At 69.7% G+C, this 15,697-nt stretch carries 11 protein-coding genes; 6 read left to right on the forward strand and 5 right to left on the reverse strand.

What is annotated here, in order from left to right; all coding sequences use genetic code 11:
* Window positions 1–11: 11 nt before the first annotated feature.
* From rhaS to AQJ46_RS04530, 4 genes are read right to left on the reverse strand one after another with little or no spacing between them, the layout of a single operon-like run.
* The gene (gene rhaS / locus AQJ46_RS04515; protein ID WP_059204294.1) at window positions 12–1,091 is read right to left on the reverse strand and encodes a rhamnose ABC transporter substrate-binding protein; all 1,080 of its coding nucleotides are present in this window, start codon (window positions 1,089–1,091) and stop codon (window positions 12–14) included.
* 55 nt (window positions 1,092–1,146) lie between these two features.
* On the reverse strand, window positions 1,147–2,157 hold the full coding sequence (locus AQJ46_RS04520; protein WP_059204295.1) for an ABC transporter permease: 1,011 nt from the start codon (window positions 2,155–2,157) through the stop codon (window positions 1,147–1,149).
* Window positions 2,150–3,190 (reverse strand): ABC transporter permease, encoded by a 1,041-nt coding sequence (locus AQJ46_RS04525; RefSeq protein ID WP_059204296.1) that lies wholly within the window; start codon window positions 3,188–3,190, stop codon window positions 2,150–2,152. Before AQJ46_RS04525 ends, AQJ46_RS04520 begins: the two co-directional genes overlap by 8 nt.
* On the reverse strand, window positions 3,187–4,704 hold the full coding sequence (locus tag AQJ46_RS04530; RefSeq protein ID WP_059204297.1) for a sugar ABC transporter ATP-binding protein: 1,518 nt from the start codon (window positions 4,702–4,704) through the stop codon (window positions 3,187–3,189). The genes AQJ46_RS04525 and AQJ46_RS04530 overlap by 4 nt, the downstream gene beginning before the upstream one ends.
* A 274-nt stretch (window positions 4,705–4,978) precedes the next feature.
* On the opposite strand from AQJ46_RS04530, the gene rhaI reads away from it, so the two are divergent.
* The 6 genes from rhaI (at window position 4,979) to AQJ46_RS04560 (ending at window position 12,682) form a co-directional block, all read left to right on the forward strand.
* Window positions 4,979–6,139: an L-rhamnose isomerase gene (rhaI, locus tag AQJ46_RS04535; RefSeq protein WP_057612904.1), complete on the forward strand. Its 1,161-nt coding sequence runs from the start codon at window positions 4,979–4,981 to the stop codon at window positions 6,137–6,139.
* A gap of 115 nt (window positions 6,140–6,254) precedes the next feature.
* A complete protein-coding gene (locus AQJ46_RS04540) occupies window positions 6,255–8,294 on the forward strand; it encodes a bifunctional rhamnulose-1-phosphate aldolase/short-chain dehydrogenase (RefSeq protein ID WP_059204298.1) in 2,040 nt (679 codons plus the stop codon).
* On the forward strand, window positions 8,291–9,727 hold the full coding sequence (locus tag AQJ46_RS04545; RefSeq protein WP_059204299.1) for a rhamnulokinase: 1,437 nt from the start codon (window positions 8,291–8,293) through the stop codon (window positions 9,725–9,727). The genes AQJ46_RS04540 and AQJ46_RS04545 overlap by 4 nt, the downstream gene beginning before the upstream one ends.
* A gap of 71 nt (window positions 9,728–9,798) precedes the next feature.
* Entirely contained in the window at window positions 9,799–10,554 is a 756-nt protein-coding gene (locus AQJ46_RS04550) for a (Fe-S)-binding protein (protein WP_059204300.1), read from the forward strand.
* Window positions 10,551–12,029: a LutB/LldF family L-lactate oxidation iron-sulfur protein gene (locus AQJ46_RS04555; protein WP_059204301.1), complete on the forward strand. Its 1,479-nt coding sequence runs from the start codon at window positions 10,551–10,553 to the stop codon at window positions 12,027–12,029. Before AQJ46_RS04550 ends, AQJ46_RS04555 begins: the two co-directional genes overlap by 4 nt.
* Window positions 12,026–12,682, forward strand: a complete 657-nt coding sequence (locus AQJ46_RS04560) for a LutC/YkgG family protein (protein WP_059204302.1) — start codon at window positions 12,026–12,028, stop codon at window positions 12,680–12,682. Before AQJ46_RS04555 ends, AQJ46_RS04560 begins: the two co-directional genes overlap by 4 nt.
* On the opposite strand, the gene AQJ46_RS04565 is transcribed toward AQJ46_RS04560, so the two are convergent.
* Window positions 12,655–15,648 carry an alpha-L-rhamnosidase gene (locus tag AQJ46_RS04565; RefSeq protein ID WP_059204303.1) on the reverse strand — a complete coding sequence of 998 codons (2,994 nt, stop codon included), beginning with the start codon at window positions 15,646–15,648 and terminating at the stop codon, window positions 12,655–12,657. The genes AQJ46_RS04560 and AQJ46_RS04565 overlap by 28 nt on opposite strands.
* Window positions 15,649–15,697 lie beyond the last annotated feature (49 nt).

Consider the following 15,697-nt stretch of genomic DNA (forward strand, 5'->3'; position numbering starts at 1 on the left):
CCGCTCCGCAATCAGAAGTTGAACTGGTCGATGTTCTTGGCGGTGAACACGGTCGGCTTGCCGAGGTTGATCACGCCGTCCTTGCCGATGGTGTACGTGGTGCCGCCGGCCTTGAAGGTCTCGCCCTCCTTGCCGGTGATCTGGCCGGAGACCAGGGCGACGGCGGTCTGGGCGGCCAGCGCGCCGAGCTTCGCCGGGTCCCACAGCTCGAAGCCCTCGACAGTGCCGTTCTTGACGTACTTGCGCATGTCGTTGGGGGTGCCGAGGCCGGTCAGCTTGACCTTGCCCTTGTACTTGGAGCCGGAGAGGTACTGGGCGGCGGCCTTGATGCCGACGGTGGTCGGGGAGATGATCCCCTTCAGGTTCGGGTACTCCTGGAGCAGGCCCTGGGTCTGCTGGAAGGACTGCTGGGCGTCGTCGTTGCCGTACGCGACCTTGACGAGCTTGATGTTCTTGTACTTCGGGTCGGTCAGCTCGTCCTTCATGAAGTCGATCCAGGTGTTCTGGTTCGTCGCGGTCTGCGCGGCGGACAGGATCGCGATCTCGCCCTTGTAGCCGATCTGTTCGGCGAGCAGCTGCACCTCGGTGCGGCCCAGGTCCTCGGCGGAGGCCTGCGACACGAAGGCGTTGCGGCACTCCGGCTTGGTGTCGGAGTCGTAGGTGACGACCTTGATGTCGTTCGACATGGCCTGCTTGAGGGCGGTGCACAGCGCGCCCGGGTCCTGCGCGGACACGGCCATCGCGTTCACCTGCTGCTGGGTGAGCGTGTTGACGTAGGAGACCTGCCCGGCGGTGTCGGTGGCGCTGGACGGACCGACCTCCTTGTACTTCGAGCCCAGTTCCGTGAGGGCCGCCTCGCCGCCCTTGTCGGCGGAGGTGAAGTAGGGGTTGTTGACCTGCTTGGGCAGGAAGCCGACGGTCAGACCCTTCTTGGTGGCCGCGTTCGGGTCCGCCTTGGCGGTCGAGGCCGCCGAGGCACCCTCGTCCTGCACGTCCTTCTTGGTGGTGCCGCCGCACGCGGTGAGCGCGAGGGCGAGGGAGGTGCCGGCGGCGAGGGCCGCGCAGGAACGGCGGAGCGATGACTTACGCATGACGGATCTTCCTTAAGAGGGTGAGCGGATACGAGGTTTCCTTGAGCGCCCGGACCTATGCGGCCGGTGTGGGCGCCTTGGACGCCGGTGTCGAGGCGGCTCGGCGGCCGGCCCTCGCAACCGAGATCTGCCGTGCGACCCGCGGGCCGAGCACGGAGAGGACGAGGAGAACGCCGGTGACGACGATCTGGGACTGGGCGGAGACGTCCTGGAGGCTCATCACGTTCTGCAGTGCGCCGAGCAGGAAGACTCCCGCGATCGCACCGCCGAGCGTGCCCTTGCCTCCGTCGAAGTCGATACCGCCGAGCAGTACCGCGGCGACCACGGAGAGTTCGAGGCCGGTCGCGTTGTCGTAGCGGGCGCTGGCGTAGTGCAGTGCCCAGAAGATGCCGGTGAGCGAGGCCATCAGGCCGGTCACCGTGAACAGGATCAGCTTCTGGCGCTTGACCCGGATGCCCGCGAAACGCGCCGCCTCCTCGCTCGCACCGGTCGCGAACACCGACCGCCCGAACGGCGTGGCGTGCAGGACGACCACGGCGATCGCGAGCAGGACGACGAAGGGCAGGAAGGCCTGCGGGAGGAACGTGTCCCCGATGCGGCCCGCCGCGAAGTCCAGGTACTGCGTCGGGAAGTCGGTCACCGCGTCGGAGCCGAGCACGATCTGCGCGATGCCCCGGTAGGCGGCGAGGGTGCCGATGGTGACGGCCAGGGAGGGCAGGCCCAGCCGGGTGACGAGCAGGCCGTTGACCAGCCCGCACACCACTCCGAGGACGAGGCAGATCGGGATGATCACCTCGATCGTCAGGCCCTGGTTCCACAGGGCGCCCATCACCGCGCCGGACAGACCCGCGGTGGAGGCGACGGAGAGGTCGATCTCGCCGGCGACCACGAGCATGGTCATGGGCAGGGCGATCAGCGCGATGGGCAGGGTGTTGCCTATGAGGAACGACAGGTTGAGGGCGTTGCCGAAGCCGTCGACCGTGCCGAAGGACAGCAGGAGCACGACGATGAGCAGCGCGCCGACGACCGTGTCCCAGCGGATCGCACGCGTCAGGGAGTCAGGCATGGCGGGCGTTCCTCTTCTTCAGGGCGGAGGCCACGCGCAGCGCGACGATCCGGTCGACCGCGATGGCGAGGATGAGCAGGATGCCGTTGATGGCGAGCACCCAGACCGAGCTGACGCCGAGGGCGGGCAGCACACTGTTGATGGAGGTCAGCAGGAGGGCGCCGAGCGCCGCGCCGTAGACGCTGCCGGAGCCGCCGGTGAAGACGACACCGCCGACCACGACCGCGCTGACGACAGTCAGTTCGTAGCCGGTTCCGGTGCCCGAGTCGACGTTGCCGAACCGGGCCAGGTACATCGCGCCGGCGAGACCGGCGAGGCCGCCGCAGAAGGTGTACGCGGCCAGGATCCGCTTGCGCACCGGGATACCGGCGAGCCGTGCGGCCTCGGGGTTGGAGCCGAGCGCGTACAGCTCGCGTCCGCTGCCGAAGTGCTTGAGGTAGTACGCGGTGGCGATGAGCACCGCCAGCGCGATCAGGGCCAGGTAGGGCACCGCGGAGATGCCGCCGGAGCCGAAGTTGACGAAGCTGTCCGGGAGGTCGGCCGCCGTGATCTGGCGGGAGCCGACCCAGATGGAGTCGATGCCCCGGATGATGTAGAGCGTGCCGAGGGTGACCACGAGCGCGGGCACCTGGCCGAGGCTGACGAGGAGGCCGTTGAGCAGGCCGAAGCCGATGCCGAACAGGACCGCGAGCCCGATCGCCACGACGGGGTTCCCACCGCCGTGGAGGTAGGTACCGGCGGCGAAGGCGCTGATTCCGAGGATGGAGCCGACCGAGAGGTCGACGTTCCTCGTGATGACCACCAGCGACTGTCCGGTGGCGACCAGGACCAGGATGGTCGCGTTCAGCAGCAGGTCCTTGATGCCCTGCTCGGTGAGGAAGTCGCTGTTCCCGATCTGGGTGACGACGATCATCACCAGGAAGACGAGCAGGATGGCGAGCTCGCGCATCTTGAAGACGCGGTCGACGAGCCGGGTGGCACCGGCCTTCGGTACCTCCGCGGGAGGGGCCTGCTGGGGGGTGGTGACCGTCATGCGGCGGCCCTCCCGGTGGCTGCGGCCATCACGGTTTCCTCGGTGGCGTCGGAGCGCGGGATCTCGGCGGTGAGGCGGCCCTCGTGCATCACGAGCACGCGGTCGGCCATGCCGAGGATCTCGGGCAGGTCGGAGGAGATCATCAGGATGGCCACCCCGTCGGCGGCCAGCTCGCTGAGCAGCCGGTGCACCTCGGCCTTGGTGCCGACGTCGATGCCGCGGGTCGGCTCGTCGACGATGAGCACCTTGGGGCCGGTGGCCAGCCACTTGGCGAGAACGACCTTCTGCTGGTTGCCGCCCGACAGGGTGTTGACGGTGTCGGCGATCCGGGCGTACTTCACCTGGAGCTTGACGGCCCAGTCGAGCGAACGGCTGCGTTCGGCACCGCGGTCCATGAGGCCCGCCTTGACGGTCGTCCGGAGTCCGGTGAGGCCGATGTTGCGCTCGATGGACATGTCCATCACGAGGCCCTGGGCGCGCCGGTCCTCGGGGACCAGGGCGAGTCCTGCGGCCATCGCGGTGGAGGGGGCGCCGTTGACCAGGACCTTGCCGTCCACGGAAACCTGGCCGGCGTCCCAGCGGTCGATGCCGAACACCGCTCGGGCGACTTCGGTACGGCCCGCTCCGACGAGCCCCGCGAGGCCGACGATCTCGCCCTGCCTGACCTCGAAGGAGACGTCGGTGAAGACGCCCTCCCGGGTCAGCCGGCTCACCGTGAGCGCGACCTCGCCGGGGCGCACGTCCTGCTTGGGGTACAGCTCGTCGAGGTCGCGGCCGACCATACGGCGGACGAGGTCGTCCTCGGTCATGCCCTCGATCGGCTCACTGGCGATCCAGGCGCCGTCGCGCAGGGTGGTGACCCGCTGGCAGATCTGGAAGATCTCCTCCAGGCGGTGCGAGATGAACAGGACGGCGGCGCCCTGCTCGCGCAGCGCCTTGACGACGCCGAAGAGGCGGGCCACCTCGCTGCCGGTGAGGGCGGCGGTCGGCTCGTCCATGATCAGGACCCGGGCCTCGAAGGACAGCGCCTTGGCGATCTCGACGATCTGCTGGTCGGCGATGGACAGGCCGCGCGCCGGGCGGTCGGGGTCGAGCTCGACCCCGAGACGCTGCATCAGCGCCAGGGTCGCGGCGTGCGTGGCCTTGTGGTCGATCCGGCCGAGGGCGCGCCGGGGCTGGCGGCCCATGAAGATGTTCTCGGCGATCGACAGGTCGGGGAAGAGCGTGGGCTCCTGGTAGATCACGGCGATACCGGCGTCGCGGGCGTCACCGGGACCGTGGAAGAGGACCGGCTCGCCGTCGAGCACGACCTGGCCGGTGTCCGGCCGGTGCACTCCCGCGAGGGTCTTGATGAGGGTCGACTTGCCCGCGCCGTTCTCGCCGGCGAGGGCGTGTACCTCCCCGGGAAACAGCTCCAGGGAGACGTCCCGCAGGGCGCGAACCGCGCCGAAGGACTTCGAAATGTCCCTGAGCGCGAGAACCGGGGCCGGACCCGTGGTGGACGGGTGGGTCATTGGGGGCTCCTCGACGACGCCGGCGGGACGACCCTCTCGGCGTCGTGAAAGGTTTCAACTTGGTTGCCGGGACGTTAGGCATGGAGCGCATGTCACGTCAATGGGTTCGTGTCGAAAATGTTTCGATGGACTCAGGTCACGGCGGGGTCACGGGCAACAGCCTTGGCCGCAGGGGTTGACACCCCTTCGAGGTCGCCATACTTTCGCGTCTTGAATCGTTTCACAGTGAAGCTGTTCGCAAGCCCTTCGGACCCGACGTCACAGGAGCCCTCAAGTGACCGAGCTCGCCGCGGTGAAGGCCGCTCTCAAGACCCAGGCAGTCGAGACGCCGTCGTGGGCGTACGGGAACTCCGGAACCCGCTTCAAGGTCTTCGCCCAGCAGGGTGTACCGCGTACTCCGCAGGAGAAGCTGGAGGACGCGGCACAGGTGCACGCGTTCACCGGGGTGGCCCCGACCGTCGCCCTGCACATCCCCTGGGACAAGGTCGAGGACTACGCCGCACTGGCGAAGTTCGCCGAGGAGCGGGGCGTGAAGCTGGGCGCCATCAACTCCAACACGTTCCAGGACGACGACTACAAGCTGGGCAGCATCTGCCATCCGGACGCCTCCGTGCGGCGGAAGGCTCTCGATCATCTGCTGGAGTGCGTCGACATCATGGACGCGACCGGGTCCCAGGACCTGAAGCTCTGGTTCGCCGACGGCACGAACTACCCCGGTCAGGATGATCTGCGGGCTCGGCAGGACCGGCTGTCCGAAGGCCTCTCCGAGGTGTACGACCGTCTGGGCGACGGGCAGCGGATGCTGCTCGAGTACAAGTTCTTCGAGCCGGCCTTCTACGCGACGGACGTGCCGGACTGGGGGACGGCGTACGCGCACTGTCTGAAGCTCGGTCCCAAGGCGCAGGTCGTCGTCGACACCGGGCACCACGCTCCCGGCACCAACATCGAGTTCATCGTCGCCACGCTGCTGCGGGAGGGGAAGCTCGGCGGGTTCGACTTCAACTCGCGGTTCTACGCCGACGACGACCTCATGGTGGGGGCGGCCGATCCGTTCCAGCTGTTCCGGATCATGTACGAGGTCATCCGTGGCGGTGGGTACACGCCCGACGTCGCCTTCATGCTCGACCAGTGCCACAACATCGAGGCGAAGATCCCGGCGATCATCCGGTCGGTGATGAACGTGCAGGAGGCCACGGCGAAGGCGCTGCTGGTCGACCGGGGTGCTTTGGCCGACGCGCAGGCTTCCGGTGACGTTCTTGAGGCCAACGCCGTGCTGATGGACGCGTACAACACCGACGTGCGGCCGCTTCTTGCCGAGGTGCGGGAAGAGATGGGGTTGGACGCCAATCCGATTGCTGCGTACAAGCGGTCCGGGTGGGCCGAGAAGATCGTGGCCGAGCGGGTTGGTGGGGAGCAGGCCGGGTGGGGGGCGTAAGCGTCTGCCGGGTTCTGTTCGTTGCGGGGTGCGGGCCGGTTCGTGGCTGGTCGCGCAGTTCCCCGCGCTCCTAGGGAAGTAATCTCACCCTCTTTTCAGTAAGGACTGGAAGTTCATGGCAATCCACCCCGAAGCCGCCGCCCTCCTCGCCCGGTCCCGTCGGCTTGGCTCCGATCCCCGTAACACCAACTACGCCGGCGGCAACGCGTCCGCCAAGGGCACCGACACCGACCCCGTCACCGGGGGTGATGTGGAGTTGATGTGGGTCAAGGGGTCCGGGGGTGACCTCGGGACGCTCACCGAAGGTGGGCTTGCCGTGCTGCGGCTCGATCGGATGCGGGCGCTCGTCGACGTGTATCCGGGGGTAGAGCGCGAGGACGAGATGGTCGCCGCGTTCGACTACTGCCTGCACGGCAAGGGCGGAGCGGCTCCGTCCATCGACACCGCCATGCACGGGCTGGTCGAGGCCGCCCATGTCGATCATCTGCACCCGGACTCCGGTATCGCGCTGGCGTGTGCCGCCGACGGGGAGAAGCTGACCGCCGAGTGTTTCGGGGACACCGTCGCCTGGGTGCCGTGGCGGCGGCCCGGGTTCCAGCTGGGGCTGGACATCGCCGCCATCAAGGCCGCCAACCCGCAGGCGATCGGTGTCGTCCTCGGCGGGCACGGGATCACCGCCTGGGGTGACACGGCCGAGGAGTGCGAGCGGAACTCGCTGCACATCATCCGGACCGCCGAGAAGTTCCTGGAGGAGCGCGGCAAGGCCGAGCCCTTCGGGCCCGTCGTCGAGGGCTACGGCGCCCTCGCCGAGGCCGACCGGCGGGAGCGGGCGGCCGCCCTCGCGCCGTACGTCCGCGCCATCGCCTCCCAGGACAAGCCGCAGGTCGGGCACTTCAACGACTCCGAGGCCGTCCTGGAGTTCCTGGCCCGTGCCGAGCACCCCCGGCTCGCCGCGCTCGGAACCTCCTGCCCCGACCACTTCCTGCGGACCAAGGTGCGGCCGCTCGTCCTGGATCTGCCGCCGACGGCTCCGCTGGAGGAGGCCATCGCGCGGCTCGACGTCCTGCACGCCGAGTACCGCGAGGAGTACGCCGCCTACTACCAGCGGAACGCGCTGCCCGACTCCCCCGCCATGCGCGGCGCCGACCCGGCGATCGTGCTCGTCCCTGGTGTCGGCATGTTCTCCTTCGGCAAGGACAAGCAGACCGCCCGGGTCGCGGGTGAGTTCTACGTCAACGCGATCAACGTGATGCGGGGCGCCGAGGCCGTCTCGGCGTACGCGCCCATCGAGGAGTCCGAGAAGTTCCGCATCGAGTACTGGGCCCTCGAGGAGGCCAAGCTCCAGCGGATGCCGAAGCCCAAGCCGCTCGCGACCCGCGTGGCGCTGGTGACCGGCGCCGGCAGCGGTATCGGGAAGGCCATCGCGCAGCGCCTGGTCGCCGAAGGCGCGTGTGTCGTCGTCGCGGACCTCAACGCCGAGAACGCCTCCGCGGTCGCCGAGGAGCTCGGCGGGCCCGACAAGGCCGTCGCCGTGACCGTCGACGTCACGTCCGAGGAGCAGATCGCCGAGTCGTTCCGCACCGCGGTGCTGGCCTTCGGTGGGGTGGACCTCGTCGTGAACAACGCGGGCATCTCCATCTCCAAGCCGCTCCTGGAGACCTCCGCCAAGGACTGGGACCTCCAGCACGACATCATGGCGCGCGGTTCCTTCCTGGTGTCGCGGGAGGCGGCCCGGGTGATGATCGCGCAGAAGCTCGGCGGCGACATCGTCTACATCGCCTCCAAGAACGCCGTCTTCGCCGGGCCCAACAACATCGCCTACTCCGCCACCAAGGCCGACCAGGCCCACCAGGTGCGGCTGCTGGCCGCCGAGCTGGGCGAGCACGGCATCCGCGTCAACGGTGTCAACCCCGATGGTGTGGTGCGTGGCTCCGGCATCTTCGCCGGTGGGTGGGGCGCCAAGCGGGCTGCCGTGTACGGCGTGGAGGAGGAGAAGCTGGGCGAGTTCTACGCGCAGCGGACCATCCTCAAGCGCGAGGTGCTCCCCGAGCACGTGGCCAACGCCGTGTTCGCGCTGACCGGCGGGGAGCTGACGCACACCACCGGGCTGCACGTCCCGGTCGACGCCGGCGTCGCGGCCGCCTTCCTGCGATGAGCGCGTCCGTGAAGTCGTACGCCGCGGTCGACCTCGGCGCGTCCAGTGGACGTGTCATGGTCGGCCGCGTCGGCCCCGACAGCCTGGAGCTGTCCGAGGCACACCGGTTCGTGAACCGTCCGGTCCGGGTCCCGGAGGGCCTGCGCTGGGACATCCTCTCGCTGTACGGAGGTGTCCTGGACGGGCTGAAGGCGGCCGGGCAGGTCGACTCCGTCGGTATCGACAGCTGGGCCGTGGACTACGGGCTGCTGGACGCCGACGGGGCGCTGCTCGGCAACCCGGTGCACTACCGGGACTCCCGCACCGAGGGAGTCGCGCAGAAGGTGTGGGCGACCGTGCCCGCGCCGGAGCTCTATGCGGCGACCGGGCTCCAGTACGCGCCGTTCAACACGCTGTACCAGCTCGTGGCGGACCGACTCGTGGGCGCACAGCGCCTGTTGCTCATCCCCGATCTGCTCACCTACTGGCTGACCGGCGAGCAGGGCACCGAGCTGACGAACGCCTCGACCACCCAGCTGATCGATCCCCGGACGCGGGCGTGGTCGTACGACATCGCCGAGCGGGTCGGGATCGACCTGGAGCTGTTCGCGCCGCTGCGGCAGCCGGGTGATCCGGCCGGGCTGCTGCGGCCCGAGGTGCTGGAGGAGACCGGGCTGCGCGGGCCCGTGCCCGTGACGGCCGTCGGATCGCACGACACCGCCTCCGCGGTGGCCGCCGTGCCCGCGTCCGGCGAGCGGTTCGCCTACATCTGCACCGGCACCTGGTCCCTCGCGGGCCTCGAACTCGACGCTCCGGTGCTGACCGAGGAGAGCCGGGCCGCCAACTTCACCAACGAGCTGGGGCTCGACGGCACGGTCCGGTATCTGCGGAACATCATGGGGCTGTGGCTGCTCCAGGAGTGCGTACGGGCCTGGGGCGACCCGGACCTGGGCGAACTGCTGCTGGACGCGGCCAAGGTGCCGGCGCTGCGGTCGGTGGTGGACGCCGGGGACGCGAGGTTCCTCGCGCCGGGCCGGATGCCGGAGCGGATCGCCGAGGCGTGCCGTGCTTCGGGGCAGCCGGTGCCCGTCTCCCCCGCCGAGGTCACCCGGTGCATCCTCGACTCGCTCGCGCTGGCCCACCGCAAGGCGGTCGACGAGGCACAGCGGCTGGCCGGTCATCCCGTCGACGTCGTGCACGTCGTCGGGGGCGGGACGCGCAACGCCCTGCTGTGCCAGCTGACCGCCGACGCCTGCGGGTTGCCGGTGGTGGCGGGGCCGACCGAGGCGGCCGCGCTCGGCAACGTCCTGGTCCAGGCGCGGGCCCACGGGCTCGTTCGTGACCTCGCGGGCGGGCGCGAGCTGCTCACCCGGACCCAGCCGCTCACGCGGTACGAGCCGCAGGGCGACTCCGCGCGCTGGCGCGAGGCGCAGACCCGGCTCGCCGGGGACTGACCGGGGTCTCCCCCGGACTACCACCCGGGACTACGCTTCACTCATCCGATGATCGACCACAAGGAGCCGCGATGCGTGTCGCCCTGTTCCTGACCTGTGTCAATGACACGCTCTATCCGGACACCGGGCGCGCCGTGGTGAAACTGCTGACCAGGCTGGGCGTCGACGTCGACTTTCCGATGTCCCAGACCTGCTGCGGGCAGGCGCACTACAACACCGGCTATCGGCATGAGGCGGAACCGCTGGCCCGGCATTTCTCCGATGTATTCCGGGACTACGAGGCGATCGTGACGCCGTCCGGATCGTGCGGGGCGATGGTGCGGGAGCTGTATCCGCGGATGGGTGAGCGGGCCCGGGCCGAGGGGCGCGGGGAAAGCCTCGCGATCACTCTCGCGCCGGTGGTGCCGAAGACCTACGAGCTGACGGAGTTCCTGGTGGACGTGCTGGGGGTGACGGACGTCGGGGCGTCCTACCCGCACACGGTGACGTACCACCCGACCTGTCACGGACTGCGGGGCCTCGGGCTCGGTGACCGGCCCCGGCGGCTGCTCCAGGCGGTCAAGGGGCTTGAGCTCAAGGAGCTTCCGGGCGCCGACGAGTGCTGCGGCTTCGGTGGCACCTTCGCGCTGAAGAACGCCGATGTCTCGGCGGCGATGGGCGCGGACAAGGTGCGCAACGCCGAGTCGACGGGCGCGGAGGTGCTGTGCGCCGCCGACAACTCGTGCCTCATGCACATCGGGGGCACCATGGGCCGGCTGGAGTCGGGCATGCGGCCGGTGCACATCGCGGAGATCCTGGCGAGCACGGAGGAGGAACCGGCCGTATGAGCGGAACGTTCGTAGGGATGCCGGCTTTCCCGAAGGCCGCACACGAGGCGGTGGGCAACCGGACGCTGCGCGGCAATCTGCGCCACGCCACGCACACGATCCGCGCCAAGCGGGAGAAGGCCGTCGGTGAGGTCTCCGACTGGTCGGAGCTGCGCGAGGCGGGCAAGCAGATCAAGGACCACACGCTGCGTCATCTCGACCGCTATCTCGCGCAGTTGGAGGAGTCGGTCGTGGCGGCGGGCGGCACCGTCCACTGGGCCGCCGACGCCGACGAGGCCAACGAGATCGTGACCAAGCTGGTCAAGATGACCGGTGAGTCGGAGGTCGTCAAGGTCAAGTCGATGGCCACGCAGGAGATCGGGCTCAACGAGGCTCTGGAGGCCGAGGGCATCCGGGCCTACGAGACCGATCTCGCCGAGCTGATCGTGCAGTTGGGCAAGGACCGGCCCTCGCACATCCTCGTCCCGGCGATCCACCGCAACCGGGGCGAGATCCGGGACATCTTCGCGCGCGAGATGAGCGAGTGGGGCCGCCCGGCCCCCGAGGGCCTCACCGACACGCCCGCCGAACTCGCCGAGGCAGCACGGCTGCATCTGCGGGAGAAGTTCCTGCGCGCCAAGGTCGGCATCTCCGGCGCCAACTTCATGGTCGCCGACACCGGCACCCTGGTGGTCGTGGAGTCCGAGGGCAACGGCCGGATGTGCCTGACCCTGCCCGAGACGCTGATCTCGGTCGTCGGCATCGAGAAAATCGTGCCGACCTGGCAGGACCTGGAGGTCTTCCTCCAGACGCTCCCCCGCTCCTCGACCGCCGAGCGCATGAACCCGTACACGTCCACGTGGACCGGCACCACTGACGAGGACGGCCCGCAGAACTTCCATCTGGTGCTCCTCGACAACGGACGCTCCGACACCCTCGCCGACGAGGTCGGCCGCCAGGCCCTGCGCTGCATCCGCTGCTCGGCGTGCCTGAACGTCTGCCCGGTGTACGAGCGGGCCGGCGGCCACGCCTACGGCTCGGTCTACCCCGGCCCGATCGGCGCGATCCTCAGCCCCCAACTCCGGGGCACGGCAAGCGAGATCGACGCCTCGCTGCCGTATGCGTCGAGTCTCTGCGGGGCCTGCTACGAGGTCTGTCCGGTCGCCATCGACATCCCCGAGGTGCTGGTGCATCTGCGCGAGCGGATCGTGGAGGGCGGGCCGGTGGTCCGCGAGGGCAACAAGGTGGTGCTGAAGCCCGCCAAGGGACACGCGGCCGAGCGGGCGGCGATGCGGGCGGCCCGCTGGGCGTTCTCCCACCCGGGAGCACTGCGCACCGGGCAGCGGTTGGCCTCGCGCACCCGGCGCCTGCATCCGCGCAGTCTGCCGGGTCCCGGCAAGGCGTGGAGCGGCACCCGGGATCTGCCTGCCGTGCCCGCGGAACCCTTCCGCGACTGGTGGCAGCGCACCAACGGTGGCAAGGAGGGCGGCAAGTGAGCAGCAGGGAACGGATCCTGGGCCGGGTGCGGCGCGCGCTGGCCGACGCCCCGAGCGAGGACACCCAGATCGAGCGCGCGTATCTGCGCGAGCACGGCGACCGGAGCGTCGAGGAGACGGTGGAACTGCTGGCCGAGAACCTCGCGGACTACCGGGCGATCGTGCACCGCTGCACGGCGGCCGACCTGCCGGCGACGCTCGCCGGGATGCTGGCGGCGCGCGGTGCGAAGACGGTCCTCGTACCGCCGGGGCTGGAGCGGTCATGGCTGGCGGAGGCCGATGCCGAGCAGGTTCCGGACCGGGTCGAGAGCACTCCGCACGAACTGGACCGGATCGACAGCGTGGTCACGGCGTGCGCGGTGGCGGTCGCCGAGACCGGCACCATCGTGCTGGACGGGGGGCCGGACCAGGGCCGCCGACGCATCACCCTCGTCCCGGACCATCACATCTGTGTCGTACGGGTCCCGGACCAGGTCGTCTCCTCGGTGCCGCAGGCCCTCGAACGCCTCGACCCGGCACGCCCGTTGACATGGATCTCGGGTCCCTCGGCGACCAGCGACATCGAACTGGACCGGGTCGAGGGGGTGCACGGTCCGCGCACCCTGGAAGTGGTGCTGGTGGACACTCAGGCGAGCGCGGAGGTCAACTCGTAGCGCCCCGAAGGGAGTTCAAAGGACGCTGTGCCGTCCTCGTCGAAGCCCAGGTACGTCACTCCCTTGACGCGTGACAGGGGTGTGCGGCTCTCGCGCACCGAGTCGGGGTCGCTCGTGGGGATGCGCAGGGTTGCGGTGCTGTTGGCGGGCACCGCGACCCGGTACCTGAACTCGCTCTCCCGCACCGCCCATTCGCTGACGATCTCGCCGTACGGCGACCGGTGCGAGCCGGAGACCCGGGTGATCCTGCCGGTCGGGTCGAGGTGGGGCCGTAGCCAGAAGTGCTTGAAGCCCGGGTGGGCCGGGTCCTTGGCGATGCCGGCCATGCTCTCGTACATCCACTCCATGATCGCGCCGTAGGAGTAGTGGTTGAACGAGTTCATCTCGACCGGTCCGAAGCCCTCCTCCTTCGCGTACGAGTTCCAGCGCTCCCAGACCGTCGTCGCGCCGTTCTTCACCGAGTACAGCCAGGACGGCATCGCGTCCTGGTGCAACAGCTTGTACGCCAGCTCCACCTGGCCCTCCTCGGTGAGGACGGGGGCCAGGACGTTCACGCCGAGGAAGCCGACGGAGAGGGTGTTCTCGGCGTGTCCGACACGGGTGCTGTCGGGGTGGGCGGCCTTGTAGGCGGCGTCGTTGCGGATGTTCTGGACGAGGAGCTCGAGGAGGGCGCGCCGCTGGACCTCCGTGTCGTACAGGCCGAGTTTGAGGACCCAGAGCAGCGCGGTCTGGCTGTCGTCCTCGGTCTGGGTGGGGCTGCCTCCCGGGGTCCACGGCGGCGGGGAGCCGAGGCTGGAACGCACCGTGAGGCGGCCGCCCTCGGTGGTCAGGTACTTGGTGATGAATGCCCGCTTGATGTGGGAGAAGAGCTCCTCGTAGGCGTGGGCCTCGCCGGTGCGGCCGGTGGCGCGGGCCATGTCCGCCATGAGCCGGGCGCTGTAGCCGTAGTAGACGTCGCTGATGAGTTGGGTGCTGGTCACCTGGAAGGCCAGCCAGTCGCCGAAGATCGCGCCCTGTCCGGCGTAGCTGTCCCCGGTGCGCGCGCGGATCCAGCCCATGTAGGCCGTCATCGCGTCCCAGCTGCGGTCGACGAGCGTGGTGTCACCGCTCATCTGCCACACGGTCCAGGGGACGACGACCCCGCAGTCCGCCCAACCGCTTGCCGGGACCGGCTCGTTGTAGCGGGCCCCGGGCGCGATCCAGGTGAACTGGGCGCCGTCCGCGCCGTAGGTGCGCTGGGAGTCGATCAGAATGTCCTGGAAGTGGCTCAGGAAGGCGACCGAATCGGTGTTGTGGAGACCGGTGTGGGCGAAGAGCTGGGTGTCGCCGGTCCAGCCGCAGCGTTCGTCGCGTTGCGGGCAGTCGGTGGGTACCCACAGGTAGTTGCCTCGCTGGCCCCAACGGACGTTGCTGATCAGCTGGTTGACGTCGGCGTCGTCCGTTTCGACGGTGCCGATGTCGCGGAGCGCGGAGGTGGCGACCCTGCCGGTCAGTTCGGTGAGGGTGACGGTGGCGGTCGTGGTGACGGAGACGTAGCGGAAGCCGTAGAAGGTCAGGGAGTCCTGGTGCGTCTCGCCCTTCGGGTCGCCCTTGAGGATGTACGTGCTGGTGGCTTTGGCGGTACGGAGGTTGGCCCGGTAGACGGAACCCTCCGGGCCGTCCGCGCCCGCGCCGGCGTCGTTGAGCATCTCCCCCGGTGCGAAGGCCACTTCGGCGCCCGCGGGTCCCCGGAGGGTGTAGCGGGGGACGCCGACCAGGTTCTGGCCGAGGTCGATGACGGCGGTGTCGCCGGGGTGCAGGGTGATGGGGGTGGTGACGGCCCGGGTGGGGTCGGTGACCGTGCGGGCGGGGTCGGGGACGAAATCGCCGCCGCCGGTGTAGACGGTGATCGACCGCGGCCTGCGGTCCCATGCGGGCATCAGCCGGGCCGACTCGCCCGGGTAGGCGACCAGGCGGGACTCGGGGAACCGGGTGGTGAAGTCGTGCTCCTCGACGCCGGACCAGGCGGAGGCGTCGAAGCCGTTCGCGGTCCAGCCGGGCAGTTCCCTGCGGGCGTCGTAGGTCTGGCCGTCGTAGATGTCGTCGGCGCGGTAGGGGCCGGTGTCCGAGGCCCGCCATTCGTCGCCGGGCGCGGTGACGACGGTCTGGGTAGAGCCGTCCTCGTAGCGGATCAGGAGCTTGGCCTTGAGGGCGAGACGGTTGCCGTCGTCGGAGCGGTAGACGCTGTTGTCGGAGACGCGGCCGTTGAACCAGCCGTTGCCCAGCACCGCCGCGAGGGTGACCTGCGGCTTCCCCACCACCGGGCCCGTCACGTCGTAGGTGAAGTAGCTGACGGTGGTGTCGTAGTTGGTCCAGCCCGGGGTGAGGAGTTCGTGGGTGGTGGAGCCGTCCTGGGGCACGGTGACCCGGCGGCCGTTGACGTAGGCGTCGTACACGCCGAGCGCGGAGACGTAGAGCCGGGCCTCGCGCACGCGGCCGGCTTTCAGGTCCGCCTGCCTTCTCAGGAGCGGCGAGCCCGCGCTGTTCGGCGTCTTGCCCGCCATGCTGATCCACTTCGCGCCGTCCCAGCCCGTCACGCCGTCGGTGCTGAGCAGGCCGGTCTCGAAGCGCGCGGTCGGGGCCTCGGGGAGCCTGCGGTCGTTCTCGTCCCAGACCTGGACCGTCCAGTGGTAGCGGGTCGAGGCATGCAGCACGGGACCCGCATAGCGCACGGCCACCGAGTCCGCCGAGTCGACCCGGCCGCTGTCCCAGAGGTCCGCGCGGCCGTCGGCCAGGCGGTCGGGGGTGGACGCGACCAGGAGGCGGTACGCCGTCTGACGCCGGCCACGGACCCGGGACGTGGTGCGCCAGCCGAATCTCGGGCGGTCCGCGTCCACTCCGAGCGGATTGGTGCGGTGCTCCACCGTGAGGCCCTCTACGGCGGTACGGTCGGCGGCCGTGTGCGCGCTGTCGACTCCGTCGGTCATGCATGTGTCCCTTCGGCTGCTCGGAGGTGTATCTACTTCTGCTGCACAG

Source organism: Streptomyces canus, from assembly GCF_001514145.1.
Classification (GTDB): Bacteria; Actinomycetota; Actinomycetes; order Streptomycetales; family Streptomycetaceae; genus Streptomyces; species Streptomyces canus.

Excerpts from the sequence above, each read along its gene's own strand:
- AQJ46_RS04525 (WP_059204296.1), bottom strand. The coding sequence starts at position 3,190 with ATGACGGTCACCACCCCCCAGCAGGCCCCTCCCGCGGAGGTACCGAAG.
- rhaS (WP_059204294.1), bottom strand. The coding sequence starts at position 1,091 with ATGCGTAAGTCATCGCTCCGCCGTTCCTGCGCGGCCCTCGCCGCCGGC.
- AQJ46_RS04550 (WP_059204300.1), top strand. The coding sequence starts at position 9,799 with ATGCGTGTCGCCCTGTTCCTGACCTGTGTCAATGACACGCTCTATCCG.
- AQJ46_RS04520 (WP_059204295.1), bottom strand. The coding sequence starts at position 2,157 with ATGCCTGACTCCCTGACGCGTGCGATCCGCTGGGACACGGTCGTCGGC.
- AQJ46_RS04565 (WP_059204303.1), bottom strand. The coding sequence starts at position 15,648 with ATGACCGACGGAGTCGACAGCGCGCACACGGCCGCCGACCGTACCGCC.
- AQJ46_RS04540 (WP_059204298.1), top strand. The coding sequence starts at position 6,255 with ATGGCAATCCACCCCGAAGCCGCCGCCCTCCTCGCCCGGTCCCGTCGG.
- AQJ46_RS04545 (WP_059204299.1), top strand. The coding sequence starts at position 8,291 with ATGAGCGCGTCCGTGAAGTCGTACGCCGCGGTCGACCTCGGCGCGTCC.
- AQJ46_RS04555 (WP_059204301.1), top strand. The coding sequence starts at position 10,551 with ATGAGCGGAACGTTCGTAGGGATGCCGGCTTTCCCGAAGGCCGCACAC.
- AQJ46_RS04530 (WP_059204297.1), bottom strand. The coding sequence starts at position 4,704 with ATGACCCACCCGTCCACCACGGGTCCGGCCCCGGTTCTCGCGCTCAGG.